This is a genomic window from Variovorax sp. FG153, from assembly GCF_057809595.1.
Genome location: NZ_JBMDKG010000003.1, coordinates 121,636 through 136,315 on the forward strand (window position 1 = coordinate 121,636; position 14,680 = coordinate 136,315).

Sequence of the window (14,680 nt, forward strand, 5' to 3'; positions counted from 1 at the left end):
AGGGGAACAAGAGATGGCGCCGTCAGACGACGCCGCTGCTTTTCAGCGCTGCCAGCTTTTCATCCGACAGGCCGAGCAAGGACTGGAGCACGTCGTGCGTGCCTTCGCCCAGGGTGGGCGGCGCGCTGCGCACCGGCAGGCGCTCGCCATCGAAACGGTAAGGAGGCGCGAGCACGTCGACCGTGCCCGCGACCGGATGCGGCTGGCGCGTGACCAGGCCGGCGTCGGTGGCGCGCTTCGATTGCAGCGCCTCGAGCAGGCCCAGTACCTCGCCGCAGGGAATGCCGGCGGCACTCAGTTTTTCGAGCAGCGCGGCGCGCGGGCGCTTCGCGAGTTCGGCATGCAGCTGCGGCAGCAGCACCGCGCGGTTGGCCGAACGCAGGATGTTGGTCTTGAAGCGCTCGTCGGCCGCGAGGTCGGGCCGCTCGATCACCTCGGTGCAGAAGCGCGCGAACTGCGCGTTGTTGCCCACGGTGATGACCAGCGGGCCGTCGGCCGCGTCGAACACGCCGTAGGGCACGATCGAGGGATGCGAGTTGCCGTAGCGCGGCGGGTCCTCGCCCAGCAGCAGCGCCTCGAGGCCGTAGTAGGCGGTGATCATCAGGCCGCAGTCGAACAGCGCCATCTCCACATGCCGGCCGCGGCCGGTCTTCTCGCGCTGGTAGAGCGCGGCGAGGATGGCCTGCGCCGAGTACATGCCGGTGAACAGGTCGACGGCCGCGACGCCGAACTTCAGCGGCGGCTGGTCGGCCTCGCCGTTGAGCGCCATCAGGCCGGCCTCGCCCTGCACCACGAGGTCGTAGCCGGGGCGCGCGGCCTCGGGGCCGGTGCGGTCGTAGCCCGAGATCGAGCAGTAGACGAGGCGCGGGTTCTCCTTGCTCAGCTGCTCGTAGCCCAGGCCCAGCTTGTCGATGCCGCCGAACTTGAAGTTCTGGATCAGCACGTCGCACTGCTTCGCGAGATCGCGCGCGAGCTGCTGGCCCTCGGGCGTCTGCAGGTCGAGCGTGACCGAGCGCTTGTTGCGGTTCACGCTGTTGAAGTAGGCGGTCTCGGTCTTGCCCACGCGCAGGCCCCAGTCGCGCGTGTCGTCGCCGCGGCCCGGGTGCTCGACCTTGATGACCTCGGCGCCCATGTCGGCCAGCACCATGCCGCACCAGGGGCCCGCGAGGATGCGGGAGAGGTCGAGGACGCGCACGCCGGCGAGCGGCAGCGAGGAATTCAGCGAGGGCATGGTGGCTCCGGAAAGACGTGAGACCTCGGCGCGGGTCCGCGCGAGGCCGGGGAAGAAGCGGTGGCGGCCAGCGTCAGGACTTGTCCTGCCGCCGCAGCGCGGCGAAGTCGGCCTTGCGCTTGCCGAGGAAGGCACCGATGCCTTCGGCGGCTTCGGCATCGGCCTGCGACTCCACCATGTAGACGGCCTCGGCCTCGAGTTGTTCCTCGAGCGTGGCGCGGTGCGCCTGGCGGCACAGCGACTTGATGCGCGCGCTCGCGCGCTGCGGGCCGTTCGCGACCTTGGCCGCGAGCGCGATCGCCTCGGCCAGTGCCGCGCCCTTGTCGGTCAGTCGGTTGACCGCGCCCAGCGCATGCAGGCGCTCGGCCGGCAGGCGGTCGCCGGTCAGGCACAGCTCGGTCAGCAGCTGGCGCGAGACGAACTCGGCCAGGAAGGCGGTGGCGCCGCCATCGGGCGTGAGGCCGACCTTGACGTAGGCCACGGTGTAGAAGGCATCGCGCGCCGACACGAGCATGTCGCAGGCCAGCGCCATCGACAGGCCCGCGCCCGCGGCGCCGCCCTCGACGGCCGCGATCACGGGCTTGCCGCAGTCGCGCAGCGCGCGGGTCAGGTTGTGCAGGCCCTCGAGCTTCTCGCGGCGTTCCGACGCGGGCAGCTCGCGGCGCTTGGCCAGCAGGTTGAGGTCGCCGCCCGAGCAGAAGAAATCGCCGGCGCCGGTGAAGACGATGGCACCGACCTCGGGGTCGTCCTGCGCATCGGCCAGCGCGGCCGCGAGCTCGGCATACAGCGTGGGCGTGATCGCGTTGCGCGCGGCCGGGTTGCTGTTGGTCAGGATGCGGACGGCACCCTCTTGCGAGATCAGCACGGTCTTGTCGTTGCTCATGCCGCCACCTCCTTGCCGAGCGAGATGTAGCGCTGCAGATGATGGTCCTCGTCGCCGAGCTGGTGGTCGATCATCACGAGGCGCTTGGCGTAGTGGGGCAGAGGCAGCTCCCAGGTCATGCCGATGCCGCCGTGCATCTGGATGCTTTCCTCGGCCACCAACGCGCCGATGCGGCCGATGCTGAACTTGGCGGCCGACAGCGCGCGCTCGCGCGCGAGGCGGTCGCTGCCGTCGATGGCGGCCGCGGCATTGATGACCGCCGAGCGCGCCTGCTCGATCTCGAGCAGCAGGTCGGCCATGCGGTGCTGCAGCGCCTGGAAGCTGCCGATCAGCGTGCCGAACTGCTTGCGCGTGCGCAGGTAGTCGAGCGTGGCGGTCTTGGCCGCTTCCATCGCGCCCACGGCCTCGGCGCACAGCGCGAGCACGCCGCGGCCGATGGCGCGCTCGAGCGTCGCGGCGCCCTGGCCCTCGGCGCCCAGCAGCGCATCGGCGGGCAGCTTCAGGCCGTCGAACGAGAGTTCGGCGACACGGCCGCCGTCGATCGACGGGCAGCCGCGCACGGTGAGGCCTGCGGTCTTCGCGGGCACGAGGAACAGCGAGATGCCGGCTTCGTCGTCCACCGCGCCCGAGGTGCGGGCCGAGACCAGGAACAGGTCGGCCTGCTCGCCCTGCGGCACCACGGCCTTGGCGCCGTTCAGCACCCAGCCGTCGCCACTGCGCTCGGCCTTCGTCTGCACGCGCGTGCGTTCGTAATGCGTGTCGGCCTCGTCGTGCGCGAAGGCCGCGACGGTCACGCCATTGATGATGTCGACCAGCTTCTCTTTCTGCGCATCCGTGCCGGCCGCGCCGAGCGCCTCGCCGACCATCACCGCGCCCAGCAGCGGCTCGACCACGAGACCGCGGCCCAGGGCCTCGAAGACCACGGCGATGTCGAAGCCGCCGCCACCGAAGCCGCCATCGGCCTCGCCGAACAGCGCGCCGATCACGCCGAGTTCGGCGAACTGCTGGAAGATCTCCTTGCTGAAGCCGTGCTCGGACTTTGCGATGCGGTCGCGCGCATCGAAGGCGTACTGCTCGCTGATGAAGCGGTTGAGGCTGTCGGCGAGCATGCGCCGGTCTTCGCTGTGTTCGAAGTTCATTGCATCTCTCCTTTACAGGCCCAGGATCATCTTGGAGATGATGTTCTTCTGGATCTCGTTCGAGCCGCCGAAGATCGACAGCTTGCGGTTGTTGAAGTAGCGCGAGGCGGCGGCCGAGGCGTAGGCCGGGCCGAAGGTCTCGCCGGTGAAGCCGTCCTTCAGCGCCTCGGCGATGAAGGGGCGGCCATGCACGCCCATCGCGCGGCGCGCCAGCGACGAGATCTCCTGGCGGATCTCGGTGCCGCGGATCTTGAGCATCGAGCTCTCGGCGCCCGGCACGCCGCCGCCGGCCACGGCCGCGATCACGCGCAGGTTGGTGGTCTTCATGTTCTCGAGGTCGATCTCCACGCGCGCCATGCGCGCCGCGAAGGCCGGGTCTTCCGACAGCGGTTTGCCGTTCTTCGTCTGCGTGGCGGCGATGCCCTTGAGCTGTTCGAGCGCGGCCACCGAGAAGCCCACGCCCGCGATGTTGGTGCGCTCGTAGGTCAGCAGGTACTTGGCGCAGGTCCAGCCCTTGTTCTCCTCGCCCACGAGGTTCTCGGCCGGCACGCGCACGTCGGAGAAGAACACCTCGTTGACCTCATGCTCGCCGTCGAGCGTGATGATCGGGCGCACTTCGACGCCGGGCGACTTCATGTCGATCAGCAGGAAGCTGATGCCCTCCTGCTTCTTCGCCTCGCGGTTGGTGCGCACCAGGCAGAAGATCATGTTGGCGTGCTGGCCCAGCGTGGTCCAGGTCTTCTGGCCGTTCACGATGTAGTGGTCGCCCTGGGCATCGATGCCGCGCACGGCCGAGGTCTTGACGGCCGCGAGGTCGGAGCCCGCGCCGGGTTCCGAATAGCCCTGGCACCACCAGTCGGCGCCGTTGAGGATGCGCGGCAGCCAGTGCTTCTTCTGCGCCTCGTTGCCGTACTTGATCAGCACCGGCCCGAGCATGTTCACGCCGAAGGGCACGATGCGCGGCGCGAAGGCCAGCGCGCACTCGTTCTCGAAGATGAACTTCTCCACCGCCGTCCAGCCCGGGCCGCCGTACTGCTCGGGCCAGTGATTGGCGAGCCAGCCGCGCGCGTCGAGGATGGCATGCCATTCCTCCATGTCGGCCTTCTCGAGGATCTTGCCGCCGCGCACCTTGTCCGACAGCCGCGCGGGCAGCTTGTCGGCCAGGAAGGCACGCACCTCGCCGCGGAAGGCTTCTTCTTCGGGGGTGAAGTTCAGGTCCATCGCGCGCTCCTCAATAGATTTCGAACAGGCCGGCCGCGCCCATGCCGCCGGCGATGCACATCGTGACCACGGCGTACTTGGCGCCGCGGCGCTTGCCTTCGATGAGCACATGGCCCGCGAGGCGCGCGCCGGTCATGCCGAAGGGGTGGCCGATCGAGATCGCGCCGCCGTCGACGTTGAGGCGTTCCGAGGGAATGCCCAGCCGGTCCTGGCAGTAGATCGATTGCGAGGCGAAGGCCTCGTTGAGTTCCCACAGGTCGATGTCCTCGACCTTGAGGCCGTGGCGCGCGAGCAGCTTGGGCACGGCGAACACCGGGCCGATGCCCATCTCGTCGGGCTCGCAGCCCGCGACCGCGAGGCCGCGGAAGGCGCCCAGGGGTTTGATGTTGGCGCGCTCGGCGTCCTTGGCTTCCATCAGCACGCAGGCCGAGGCGCCGTCGGAGAGCTGCGAGGCATTGCCCGCGGTGATGAACTTGTCGTCGCCCATCACGGGCTTGAGCTTGGCCAGCGCGTCGTAGGTGGTGCCGCGGCGGTTGCAGTTGTCCTCGGTGGCCGTGACCTCGCGGTGCGTGACCTCCTTGGTCTCCTTGTCGGTCACCGCCATGGTGGTGGTGCAGGCGACGATCTCGTCCTTGTAGCGGCCGGCAAGCTGTGCTTCCTCGGTGCGGCGCTGGCTCTCGGCCGAGAAGCGGTCCTGCGCCTCGCGGCTGATGTTGTAGCGCTGGGCCACGATGTCGGCGGTCTCGATCATCGCCATGTAGAGCGCGGGCTTGTGCTCGACGATCCACGGGTCCATGCCGTTGTCGCCGCTGTCGGTGGCGCTGCGGCTGCGGATCTGCGAGATGCTTTCCACGCCGCCCGCGATCATGGCCGGCGCGCCGTCCACCACGATGCGGCCCGCGGCCATGGCGATCGCCTGCAGGCCCGAGGCGCAGAAGCGGTTGACGGTGGTGCCGGCGATCGAGATCGGCAGGCCCGCGCGCACGATGGCCTGGCGCGCGATGTTGCGACCCGTGGTGCCCTCGGGATAGCCGCAGCCGAGGATGGCGTCCTCGATCAAGGCCGGGTCGAGGCCCGAGCGCTCGACCGCGGCCTTGACCGCGAAGGCCGCCAGCGTGGGGCCGGGGGTGATGTTGAATTCGCCGCGGTGCGCCTTGGTGAGCGGGGTGCGGGCGGTGGAAACGATGACGGCTTCACGCATGGGGATGTCTCCTGGAGGCTGGCTCTGTGATTACTCGGATTGATTGAGGCTCGCGAAGTCGGCGCCGCGCTCGACCAGCTGCACCAGCAGCGGCGACGGCTTCCAGAAGATCGGGTCTTCCTTCGCGAACTCCTGGATGTCGGCCAGCACCTTGGGCAGGCCCACCATGTCGGCGTACTTCATCGGGCCGCCGCGGTGGCGCGGGAAGCCGTAGCCGTAGAGGAAGGTCACGTCGACGTCGAGCGGGCGCAGCGCGATGCGCTGCAGCACGACGTTGGCGCCTTCGTTGATCATCGCGGCCATGTAGCGGCGCATGATTTCCTCCTCGGTGAAGGCGCGTGGCGTGACGCCCGCGCGTTCGCGCTCGGCGTCGATGATCGCGAGCACCTCGGGGTCGGGCTGGCCGGTGCGCGCGCCTTCGGGATAGAGGTAGTAGCCGCGCTGCGTCTTCTGGCCGAACCAGCCGCGCTCGCAGATGCGGTCGGCCACCTGCACGTAGCGCGCCTTCGGGTCGCGCGTGGCGGCCTTGCGCTTGCGCGTGGCCCAGCCGATGTCGCCGCCCGCGAGGTCCGAGACCTGGAACGGGCCCATCGGGTAGCCGAAGTTGCGCACGGCCGCGTCGATCTCGTAGGGCGAGGCGCCGTCCTCCATCATGTGGTCGGCCGCCTGGCGGTACACGGCCAGGATGCGGTTGCCGATGAAGCCGTCGCACACGCCCGCGCGCACCGGCACCTTCCTGAGCTTCTTCGCGAGCTCGAAGCCGGTGGCGACCACGTCGGCGCGCACCTTGGCGGGCACCACGATCTCGAGCAGCTTCATGATGTTGGCCGGCGAGAAGAAGTGCAGGCCCACCACGTCCTGCGGCCGCGAGATGCTGGCGGCGATCTCGTCGATGTCGAGGTACGAGGTATTGGTGGCCAGCACCGCGCCCTGCTTGCAGACGCGGTCGAGTTCGGCGAACACGGCCTTCTTCACGCCCATGTCCTCGAACACGGCCTCGACCACGATGTCGACGCCGGCGAGCGCGTCGTACGAGGTCGAGCCCGAGAAGCGCGCCATCACGGCGGCCTTGGCCTCGGGCGTGATGCGGCCCTTGGCGATCAGGCCGTCGTAGACCTTCTCGACGTTGGCGCGGCCGCGTGCGAGCTGGGTGTCGTCGCGCTCGATCATGGTCACGGGCAGGCCGGCGTCGAGCATCGCCACGGCGATGCCCGCGCCCATGGTGCCGCCGCCGACGATGCCTGCCGACTCGAGCGGCCGCGGGCTGGCGGAGCGGGTCTCGGGCGCCTTGAGCACTTCGCGCTCGGCGAAGAAGGCGTGGATCAGGCCCGCGCGCTGCGGGCTGTCGATGCACTGCAGGAACAGCTTGCGCTCGAGCGCCATGCCTTCGTCGAAGGGCAGCGTGAGCGCGCCCTCGACCGCCTCGACGATCTTCATCGGCGAGAACAGGCCGCGGCTCTTCTTGGCGGTGTCGGCGCGCGCGGCCTCGAGGGCGGCGCGGCTGGCTTCCTGGTCGGCCAGCGCGCCGGCCTCGCGCGTGCGGCGCACCGGGGCGTTGGCGGCGATCAGTTCCCTGGCATACGCCAGGCCTTCGGCGCGCGCGTCGGCCTCGCTGCCGAGGCGGTCGACCAGGCCCAGCGACAGCGCTTCCTTCGCGAGCGCGTGGCGGCCGCTGAGCATCAGCTCGATGGCGGGCTTCACGCCGATCAGGCGCGGCGTGCGCTGCGTGCCGCCCGAGCCGGGCAACAGGCCCAGCGCGACTTCGGGCAGGCCCAGCTTGGCGGTGGGGGAGGCCAGGCGGTAGTGGGCCGACAGCGCCACCTCGAGGCCGCCGCCGAGCGCGGCGCCATGGATGGCGGCGATCACGGGCTTGCTGCAGTTCTCGATCTTCAGGCAGGCCTCGGGCAGCGAGGGCGGCTGCGGCGCCTTGCCGAATTCGCGGATGTCGGCGCCGGCGATGAAGTTGCGGCCGGCGCCGACGATCAACACGGCCTTGGCCGCGGCGTCGGCCTCGGCCGCGTCGATGGCGGCCACCAGGCCGCGGCGCACGTCCACGCCCAGGGCGTTGACGGGCGGGTTGTCGATGGTCACGACGAAGACGTCGCCCTGGCGCTCGAAGGCGACGGGACCGGAGGACGTGGAGGGGCTGGAGGTCGGGGTGGCCATGTGCGTGTCGCTTGTCTCGGTGACGCGCCGGAGCGGCGCGAGGCTCTGGAGGGGTGAACCCCGCATTCTTTGCACCCATCCCCGTTTTGACAATTGCATAGCCGGTTGACAGACTGTCAAAGGATTTTTGACAAAATCCGGTCATGGACCTCCAATCGCTGACCCTGCTGGTCGAAATCATCGATGCCGGCAACCTGAGCGCGGCCGCGCGCCGGCTCAAGATGACCCGGGCCAACGTCAGCTACCACCTGAACCAGCTCGAGCGCTCGGTCGGCGCGCAGCTGGTGCGGCGCACCACCCGGCGCGCCGAGCCCACCGAGATCGGCTTGCGCCTGTACCAGCACGGCACCGCGATCCAGGGCGAGCTGCGCGCGGCGCGCGAATCGGTCACCACGCTGGGCGAGGGGCTGCAGGGCCAGGTGCGGCTGAGCGTGCCCAGCGGCTACGGGCAGCTGGTCATGGCCGACTGGCTGATCGACTTCAAGCGCCGCTACCCGGGCATCGTGCTCGACGTGGTGTTCGAGAACCGCATCGAGGACCTGCTGCGCGACGAGGTCGACATCGCGATCCGCGTGATCCCCGAGCCGCCGCAGAACCTGGTGGCGCGCGCGATGGGCCCGGTGCGCTACGTGGCCTGCGCCTCGCGCGACTACGCGGCGCGGCATCCGCTGCCCGAGCAGCTCGACGGGCTGCATGGCGCGCCGGTGGTCACGGCCGCGGTCATCGGGCGGCAGCTGCGGGTGTCGGCCTACCAGGGCGAGATCCGGCGCGAGGTGGTGCTCGAGCCGACCCTGATCTCGGAGAACTTCCTGTTCCTGCGCCAGGCCATCCTCGCGGGCCTGGGCATCGGGCTGGTGCCCGACTACGTGGTGGCCGAGGACGTGCGCCGCGGCGAGGTGCTGACCACGCTCGACGACTGGCGGTTGTCGATCTTCGGCACCCAGATGTTCATGCTCTACATGCCGAACCGCCAGCACACGCGCGCGATCCGCACCTTCATCGACTACACGCTGGAGCGCGTGCGCGAGGTCAGCCCCGGATCGTGACGTGCGAGTGGAAGCGGTCCGACGGGCCGCGCAGGCGCTGGAACTCGAAGGGCCGGTCGGCCTCGTCGTGGCCGATGCGCAGCACGTCGACCAGCGCCGAGGCCATCGGCACGCCGAGCAGCGCGGCCAGCGGCGCGTCGGCCAGCGTGGCGCGCGTGAGCATCTCGATGCGGCCGTAGCGGATGCCCTGGCCCTGCAACAGCTCGGTCAACGACAGCCGCGAGAAATCGGCCCGCGCGAAGCGCCGGCCCACGTCCTCGATGAGGTGGACGATGCTGTGCAGGATCGGCAGCCGCCCGGTGCTGCGCAGCCGCACCACCTGGAGCACCGGCGTGCCTTCCTCCAGCCGCAGTGCGGCCGCCACGTCGGCGGGCGCGGGCACGAAGCCGAACTCCTTCACCGACGGCTTGCTGCGCGAGCGGCGCTCGGCCATGGTCGCGAGGAAGGACTCCATCGGCATCGGCAGCGGCGCCGAGCGCAAGGGCGCCGACACGTAGGTGCCGCGGCCGCGCTGGCGCTTGAGCAGGCCGCGTTCCTCCAGCGACTGCAGCGCGCGCCGCACCGTGACGCGCGAGACGCCGTACTTCTCGCGCAGCTCCTCCTCGGTGGGGAGCTGGTCGCCGTCGCGCAGCCGCCCGCTGGCGACCATGTCCTCGATCAGGGTCGAGATCTGGTGATGCAGTGCCACGCCGGGCTGCCTGTTGAGGTCCATGGGCAAATCTTAGCGGTCGATGACGGGGCGGACCGGGGCGTTGGCTAAAAGTATTGATGTCAATACAATAGGACCAACAACGCTCCACGACGGCTCACGCCGACCGACCCCGCATGCCCGGCCGCACGCTCTTCGAGAAGATATGGGACGCCCACGTGGTGTCCGACCTGGGCGGCGGCTTCTCGCTGCTGCATGTCGACCGCCACCTGGTCAGCGATCCCGGCAGCAAGGCGCTGGCCGCGCTGCGCCGGCGCGGGCTGCCGGTGCGCCATCCCGAGCTGACCTTCGCGATGCCCGACCACACGGTGTCGACCGCGCCGGGCCGCGAGGGCCACACGCCGAACGCCATCCGCTACCTGGCCGACCTGCGCCACGAGACACGGCTGCAGGGCATCCGCCTGTTCGATGTCGGCCAGCCGGGGCAGGGCATCGTGCACGTGGTCGGGCCCGAGCTCGGACTCACGCTGCCGGGCGCCTCGGTGGTCTGCAGCGACAGCCACACCTGCACCCACGGCGCGCTCGGCGCGCTGGCCTTCGGCATCGGCGCCACCGAGTTCCAGCACGTGGCCGCGACCCAGACCATCGTGCTGCAGCGTCCGCGCCAGATGCGCATCCGCTTCGAGGGCACGCTGCCCGCGGGCACCAGCGCGAAGGACCTGATCCTGCATGCCATCGGCCGGCTCGGCGCCACCGGGGCCTCGGGCTGCGCGGTCGAGTACGCGGGCGCGGCCATCGACGCGCTCGACATCGAGGCGCGCATGACGGTGTGCAACCTGTCGGTGGAGATGGGCGGGCGCTTCGGCATCGTCGCGCCCGACGCGCGCACGCTGGCCTACGTGCGCGGCCGGCCGTTCGCGCCCGGCGGCGCGCAATGGGACCAGGCCGCGGCGCACTGGGCCACCCTGCGCAGCGACGACGACGCGGTGTTCGACCGCGAGGTGAGCATCGACGTCTCGGAGGTCGTGCCGCAGGTCACCTGGGGCACGAGCCCGCAGGACACCATCGGCATCGACGCGCGCATCCCCGACCCGGCGGCCGCCGGCGATCCGGCGCAGCGCGCCGCGCGGCAGGCCGCGCTCGACTACATGGGCCTGCGCGCCGGCGACGCGATCGCGGGCACGCCGGTGGACTGGGTGTTCATCGGCTCGTGCACCAACGCACGCATCTCCGACCTGCGGCTCGCGGCCGAGACCGTGCGCGGCCGGCGCGTGGCGAGCGGCGTGCGCGCCTGGATCGTGCCGGGCTCGGAGCTGGTCAAGCGCGAGGCCGAGGCCGAAGGGCTGGCGCGGGTGTTCCTCGACGCCGGCTTCGAATGGCGCGAGTCGGGCTGCTCGCTGTGCGTGGCGGCCAACGGCGAGGCCGTGCCGCCGGGCCTGCGCGTGGTGTCGACCTCGAACCGCAACTTCGTCGGCCGCCAGGGGCCGGGCGCGCGCACCCATCTCGCGAGCCCGCAGCTCGCGGCCGCCTCCGCCATCGCGGGCTGCCTGGTCGACCCGCGCGCCATGGAGGTCCGGCCATGAGCCCGTTCGGCGTGCTCACGGCCACCGCCGCGCCGCTCGTGCGCGACAACATCGACACCGACCTGATCGTGCGCGTCGAGCCGCTGTTCGGCGGCGTGCCGCGCGAGGAGCTCGGCCCCCATGCGCTGGCCGCGCTGCGCTTTCGCGCCGACGGCAGCGAGGACCCGGCCTGCGTGCTGAACCAGCCGCGTTACCGCGGCGCGGGCATCCTGCTGGCGGGCGACAACTTCGGCTGCGGCAGTTCGCGCGAAGGCGCGGTGTGGGCGCTGATGGCGCTGGGCATCCGCTGCATCGTCGCGCCGAGCTTCGGCGACATCTTCCAGGGCAACTGCTTCCAGAACGGCCTGCTGCCGGTGCGCCTGCCGCGCGCGCAGGTGGAGGTGCTCGCGCGCGCCGTGGCCGAGGGCGCCGATGCCGTGCTCACGGTCGACCTGCAGGCCTGCACCGTGCGGCGCGAGGGCCTGCCGACGCTGCCCTTCGCCCTGCCGCCGCGGCGCCGCGAGGGGCTGCTGCGCGGCCTCGACGACCTCGAGCTCACGCTCGCGCGCAGCACCGAGATCGACGCCTTCCAGCGCCGCGACCGGGCGCTGCATCCCTGGCTGCACCTCGACGGCGCCCGGCGCCCGAGCCTCGCCACCGACCCCGCCCCCCATACCGATAAGGAGACACCATGACACCCGAACAACCCCCGCGCCTGCCACCGGCAGCCGCCACCCGCCGCGGCCTGCTGCGCGCCGGCGCCGCCCTCGCCGCGAGCGGCGCGCTGCCCCTGCGCGCACTGGCGCAGGAGCCCGCTTCCGCCTTCCCCTCGCATCCCGTGCGGATGGTGATCCCGCTGCCTCCGGGCGGTGCCACCGACGTCATCGGCCGCCTGCTCGGGCAGAAGCTCGGCGAGCTCTGGCGCCAGAGCGTGATCGTCGACAACAAGCCCGGCGCCGGCACCATCGTCGGCACTCAGGCCATCGCGCGGGCGCCGGCCGACGGCTACACCTTCGGCATCGTCATCAGCGCCTTCACCATCAATCCCTCGCTGCGCAACGACCTGCCCTACGACGCCACCAAGGACTTCACGCCGCTGAGCCTGCTGGGCTTCCCGGTGATCGCGCTGGTCGCCATTCCCTCGTTCCCCGCCAACGACGTGGCCGGGCTGATCGCCAAGGCGCGCGCCAAGCCGGGCTCGGTCAGCTATGCCTCGCTGGGCATCGGCACCGCCACCCACCTGGCGGGCGAGATGATGAACGTGCGCGCCGAGACCGGCATGGTCCACATCCCCTACAACGGCAGCGCGCCCGCGTACAACGACCTGCTCAGTGGTCGGGTGCAGGTGGGCTTCGTGCTGCTCGACTCGGCACTGCCGCACGTGAAGGCCGGCAAGCTCAAGGTGCTGGCCGTGACCAATGCGAAGCGCAGCCGCATCTATCCCGACTACCCGACCGTCGGCGAGACCATCCCCGGCTATTCGCTCGAGAGCCTGTTCGGCTTCGTCGCGCCGCGCGGCCTGCCCGCGCCGATCGCGGCCAGGCTGTCGGGCGACCTCGTCAAGGTGATCCAGCTGCCCGAGGTGCGCCAGCGCCTGGCCGAGCTCAGCGTCGAGCCCGTGGGTTCGAGCGCGTCCGAGTTCGAGGCGACGATCCGCAGCGAGATCGTGAAGTGGGCGCCGGTGGTGAAGGCCGCGGGCGTGAAGGCCGACTAGTTAAGGGTGCCACTGGCTGCGCGCGCGGCCTTCGAGCGGTTCGTAGCGCGTGGCCGCGAGCGCATCCGACAACCTGCGTGCCGCCTCCATCAGCGTGGCCGCATGGCGCGCGAGTTCGCCGGCCGCGGCCGCGTCGGCCGGCACCGCCACGCTGAGCGCGCCCAGCACCGTGCCGCGCGCGGCGAACACCGGCGCGGCCACGCTCGCGGCGGCCGCGTCGGCTTCGCCCACGGTCAGGTGATGGCCACGCTGGCGGATCGCGTCGAGCGCGGCGCCCGGCGCGCCCGAGAACGCGAGGATCACCTGGCCGGCCGCGCCGCGCTCGAGCGGCAGCGGTTCGCCGACGCGGCTCGGGCTCACGAAGCCGTCGGCGCCGCGCACGCGAAGCAGGCGCACGCGCTGGCCTTCCTCGAGCGCGAAGAAGGAAGCGCTGTGGCCGGTCCGCTCGGCCAGATGCTGCAGCGCCGGCTCGATCACGTTGCGCAGGTCGAAGGCGCGCTGGTAGCGCGCGCCCAGCCGCGCGGCCGCCGGGCCCAGGCGCCAGGCACCGCCCTCGAGCGCCACGAGGTAGCCGGCCGTGGCCAGCGTGCGCGCGAGCCGCAGCGCGGTGGGCTTGGCGAGCGCGGTGCGGCGCGCGATCTCGGCCAGCGCGAGCTGCGCGTCGGCGGTGCCGAAGGCATCGAGGATGGCGAGCGAACGCGCCACCGCGGCCACGCCCTCGGCGCGCGGCACGGGCTTGGCGGTGCGGGTGGGAGCGCGTGCGGAGGAGGCCATCGTTTCGCGGAGTGGAACGGCATTGTGCGGCCGCGTTGCGAATCCTAGGCTCGCGGCTTTCCCGGGGCACTGGGCCCCATCGCTTCGAACATCCGCAGGAGACCCGCTCATGACACCCATCGCCCCGCTGCGCCGCCGCCTTGGCGCGCTCTTCCTGGCCTGCCTCGCCGCGCCCTCGCTGGCGCTCGCGCAGGCGCCGTATCCGAGCAAGCCGATCCGCCTGGTCGTGCCCTTCGCGGCCGGCGGCGCGGTCGACACCGTGGGCCGCGTGGTCGGCGAGCGGCTGTCGACGCAGATGGGCCAGCCGGTGATCGTCGACAACCGGCCCGGCGCCAACGCCAACATCGGCACCGAGAACGTCGCGCGCTCGGCGCCCGACGGCTACTCGCTGCTGGTGGCGGCCAACGGCGTGGTGACCAACAACACGCTCTATCCCAAGCTGTCGTTCAACGGCCTGCGCGACTTCGTCGCCGTGGCGCGCCTGGGCTATGCGCCGCTGGTGCTGGTGGTGCCGGCCAGCGCGCCCTACAAGAGCGTGCCCGAGCTGCTCGCGGCCGCGCGCGCCAAGCCCGGCGACATGAGCTACGGCTCGGCCGGCAACGGCAGCTCGGGCCACCTGGCCGGCGCGCTGCTGGCCTCGGTCGGCAAGTTCGATGCGCTGCACGTGGCCTACAAGGGCGGCTCGCCCGCGCTGGTCGACCTGATCGCCGGGCGCACCTCGTTCATGCTGCTGAACCCGCTCGAGGTGCTGCCGCACATCCAGTCGGGCCGGTTGCGCGCGCTGGCGGTCAGCGGCGCCCAGCGCGCGCCGATGCTGCCGAACGTGCCCACCATGGCCGAGGCCGGCCTGCCGAACTTCGACGCCAGCGTCTGGTGGACGCTGCTCGCGCCGGCCGGCACCGCGCCCGAGGTGGTCGCCAAGCTCAATGCCGAGACGCGCAAGGCGCTGGCCGATGCCGGCACGCGCGAGAAGCTGGGCGCGCTCGGCGCGGTCATCACGCCCTCGAGCCCGCAGGAGGCCGCGGCCTTCCTCAAGAGCGAATCGGCCAAGTGGGAGCAGGTGATCCGCGCGGCCGACATCAAGGCCGATTGAA

The 14,680-nt window shown here is 71.4% G+C and carries 13 protein-coding genes; 5 read left to right on the forward strand and 8 right to left on the reverse strand.

What is annotated here, in order from left to right:
* Positions 1 to 22: 22 nt before the first annotated feature.
* The 6 genes from ACODT0_RS05790 to ACODT0_RS05815 form a co-directional block, all read right to left on the reverse strand.
* Positions 23 to 1,231 (reverse strand): CaiB/BaiF CoA transferase family protein, encoded by a 1,209-nt coding sequence (locus ACODT0_RS05790; RefSeq protein ID WP_057595481.1) that lies wholly within the window; start codon positions 1,229 to 1,231, stop codon positions 23 to 25.
* 73 nt (positions 1,232 to 1,304) lie between these two features.
* Positions 1,305 to 2,114, reverse strand: coding sequence for an oxepin-CoA hydrolase, alternative type (locus ACODT0_RS05795; protein ID WP_489040833.1), 810 nt, complete (start codon positions 2,112 to 2,114; stop codon positions 1,305 to 1,307).
* A complete protein-coding gene (locus tag ACODT0_RS05800; RefSeq protein WP_489040834.1) occupies positions 2,111 to 3,253 on the reverse strand; it encodes an acyl-CoA dehydrogenase family protein in 1,143 nt (380 codons plus the stop codon). The genes ACODT0_RS05795 and ACODT0_RS05800 overlap by 4 nt, the downstream gene beginning before the upstream one ends.
* Before the next feature lie 12 nt (positions 3,254 to 3,265).
* Positions 3,266 to 4,474, reverse strand: coding sequence for an acyl-CoA dehydrogenase family protein (locus tag ACODT0_RS05805; RefSeq protein ID WP_261211448.1), 1,209 nt, complete (start codon positions 4,472 to 4,474; stop codon positions 3,266 to 3,268).
* 10 nt (positions 4,475 to 4,484) lie between these two features.
* On the reverse strand, positions 4,485 to 5,675 hold the full coding sequence (locus ACODT0_RS05810; protein ID WP_489040835.1) for an acetyl-CoA C-acyltransferase: 1,191 nt from the start codon (positions 5,673 to 5,675) through the stop codon (positions 4,485 to 4,487).
* A gap of 30 nt (positions 5,676 to 5,705) precedes the next feature.
* Complete coding sequence (locus tag ACODT0_RS05815) at positions 5,706 to 7,841, reverse strand: 3-hydroxyacyl-CoA dehydrogenase NAD-binding domain-containing protein (RefSeq protein WP_489040836.1); 2,136 nt, start codon at positions 7,839 to 7,841, stop codon at positions 5,706 to 5,708.
* Positions 7,842 to 7,984: 143 nt separating this feature from the next.
* On the opposite strand from ACODT0_RS05815, the gene ACODT0_RS05820 reads away from it, so the two are divergent.
* Positions 7,985 to 8,887: a LysR family transcriptional regulator gene (locus ACODT0_RS05820; protein ID WP_057595471.1), complete on the forward strand. Its 903-nt coding sequence runs from the start codon at positions 7,985 to 7,987 to the stop codon at positions 8,885 to 8,887.
* On the opposite strand, the gene ACODT0_RS05825 is transcribed toward ACODT0_RS05820, so the two are convergent.
* A complete protein-coding gene (locus ACODT0_RS05825; RefSeq protein WP_489040837.1) occupies positions 8,871 to 9,599 on the reverse strand; it encodes a GntR family transcriptional regulator in 729 nt (242 codons plus the stop codon). The genes ACODT0_RS05820 and ACODT0_RS05825 overlap by 17 nt on opposite strands.
* Positions 9,600 to 9,712: 113 nt before the next feature.
* Between ACODT0_RS05825 and leuC the strand changes: the two genes are divergently transcribed.
* From leuC to ACODT0_RS05840, 3 genes are read left to right on the forward strand one after another with little or no spacing between them, the layout of a single operon-like run.
* A complete protein-coding gene (leuC, locus tag ACODT0_RS05830) occupies positions 9,713 to 11,119 on the forward strand; it encodes a 3-isopropylmalate dehydratase large subunit (protein WP_489040838.1) in 1,407 nt (468 codons plus the stop codon).
* A complete protein-coding gene (gene leuD / locus ACODT0_RS05835; protein WP_489040839.1) occupies positions 11,116 to 11,793 on the forward strand; it encodes a 3-isopropylmalate dehydratase small subunit in 678 nt (225 codons plus the stop codon). Before leuC ends, leuD begins: the two co-directional genes overlap by 4 nt.
* Positions 11,790 to 12,812 carry a tripartite tricarboxylate transporter substrate binding protein gene (locus ACODT0_RS05840; RefSeq protein ID WP_489040840.1) on the forward strand — a complete coding sequence of 341 codons (1,023 nt, stop codon included), beginning with the start codon at positions 11,790 to 11,792 and terminating at the stop codon, positions 12,810 to 12,812. The genes leuD and ACODT0_RS05840 overlap by 4 nt, the downstream gene beginning before the upstream one ends.
* Here the strand turns inward: ACODT0_RS05840 and ACODT0_RS05845 are convergent, their stop codons facing one another.
* A complete protein-coding gene (locus ACODT0_RS05845) occupies positions 12,813 to 13,586 on the reverse strand; it encodes an IclR family transcriptional regulator (protein WP_489040841.1) in 774 nt (257 codons plus the stop codon).
* 109 nt (positions 13,587 to 13,695) lie between these two features.
* Between ACODT0_RS05845 and ACODT0_RS05850 the strand changes: the two genes are divergently transcribed.
* The gene (locus ACODT0_RS05850; protein WP_057595460.1) at positions 13,696 to 14,679 is read left to right on the forward strand and encodes a Bug family tripartite tricarboxylate transporter substrate binding protein; all 984 of its coding nucleotides are present in this window, start codon (positions 13,696 to 13,698) and stop codon (positions 14,677 to 14,679) included.
* Position 14,680 lies beyond the last annotated feature (1 nt).

Excerpts from the sequence above, each read along its gene's own strand:
- ACODT0_RS05790 (WP_057595481.1), bottom strand. The coding sequence starts at position 1,231 with ATGCCCTCGCTGAATTCCTCGCTGCCGCTCGCCGGCGTGCGCGTCCTC.
- ACODT0_RS05795 (WP_489040833.1), bottom strand. The coding sequence starts at position 2,114 with ATGAGCAACGACAAGACCGTGCTGATCTCGCAAGAGGGTGCCGTCCGC.
- ACODT0_RS05800 (WP_489040834.1), bottom strand. The coding sequence starts at position 3,253 with ATGAACTTCGAACACAGCGAAGACCGGCGCATGCTCGCCGACAGCCTC.
- ACODT0_RS05805 (WP_261211448.1), bottom strand. The coding sequence starts at position 4,474 with ATGGACCTGAACTTCACCCCCGAAGAAGAAGCCTTCCGCGGCGAGGTG.
- ACODT0_RS05810 (WP_489040835.1), bottom strand. The coding sequence starts at position 5,675 with ATGCGTGAAGCCGTCATCGTTTCCACCGCCCGCACCCCGCTCACCAAG.
- ACODT0_RS05815 (WP_489040836.1), bottom strand. The coding sequence starts at position 7,841 with ATGGCCACCCCGACCTCCAGCCCCTCCACGTCCTCCGGTCCCGTCGCC.
- ACODT0_RS05820 (WP_057595471.1), top strand. The coding sequence starts at position 7,985 with ATGGACCTCCAATCGCTGACCCTGCTGGTCGAAATCATCGATGCCGGC.
- ACODT0_RS05825 (WP_489040837.1), bottom strand. The coding sequence starts at position 9,599 with ATGGACCTCAACAGGCAGCCCGGCGTGGCACTGCATCACCAGATCTCG.
- leuC (WP_489040838.1), top strand. The coding sequence starts at position 9,713 with ATGCCCGGCCGCACGCTCTTCGAGAAGATATGGGACGCCCACGTGGTG.
- leuD (WP_489040839.1), top strand. The coding sequence starts at position 11,116 with ATGAGCCCGTTCGGCGTGCTCACGGCCACCGCCGCGCCGCTCGTGCGC.
- ACODT0_RS05840 (WP_489040840.1), top strand. The coding sequence starts at position 11,790 with ATGACACCCGAACAACCCCCGCGCCTGCCACCGGCAGCCGCCACCCGC.
- ACODT0_RS05845 (WP_489040841.1), bottom strand. The coding sequence starts at position 13,586 with ATGGCCTCCTCCGCACGCGCTCCCACCCGCACCGCCAAGCCCGTGCCG.
- ACODT0_RS05850 (WP_057595460.1), top strand. The coding sequence starts at position 13,696 with ATGACACCCATCGCCCCGCTGCGCCGCCGCCTTGGCGCGCTCTTCCTG.